This is a genomic window from Rhizobium sp. 25PS6, from assembly GCF_032464655.1.
GTDB classification, from domain to species: domain Bacteria; phylum Pseudomonadota; class Alphaproteobacteria; order Rhizobiales; family Rhizobiaceae; genus Rhizobium; species Rhizobium laguerreae.
This window is the reverse complement of the sequence record NZ_JAWDIV010000091.1, coordinates 1-337: the sequence shown is the minus strand read 5'-3', so window position 1 is coordinate 337 and position 337 is coordinate 1. Positions and strand designations below refer to the sequence as shown.

General features: G+C 61.1%; 1 pseudogene. It reads right to left on the bottom strand.

Annotated features, from left to right (window positions below):
- Positions 1–337, bottom strand: a pseudogene (locus RWK44_RS34995) (hypothetical protein); the annotation flags it as partial.

The following is a 337-nucleotide window of genomic DNA, read 5'->3' as shown; positions in this document are numbered from 1 at the left end:
CAAAGTTCGTCGTTCCGATATAGGTGAGGTTCTCGACATCACTGCCAAGCGTGTAGCTCGCCAGTGTCGTTCGCACCGTGTCGGTCCCCGCGTCAGCGTTCTCGGCGACGACGTCGCTCGCATTGTCGATCACATAGATGTCGTTGCCAGCGCCGCCGATCAGCGTGTCATTGCCGGCGCCACCATCCAGCACATCATTGCCGGCGCCGCCGGTGATCGTGTTGGCGAGCGCATTGCCGGTGCCGGTGAAGTTGGCCGATCCCGTGTAGGTGAGGTTCTCGACATTATTGCCAATCGCATAGCTGGCAAGCGCCGTCTGGACCGTGTCTGTCCCCTC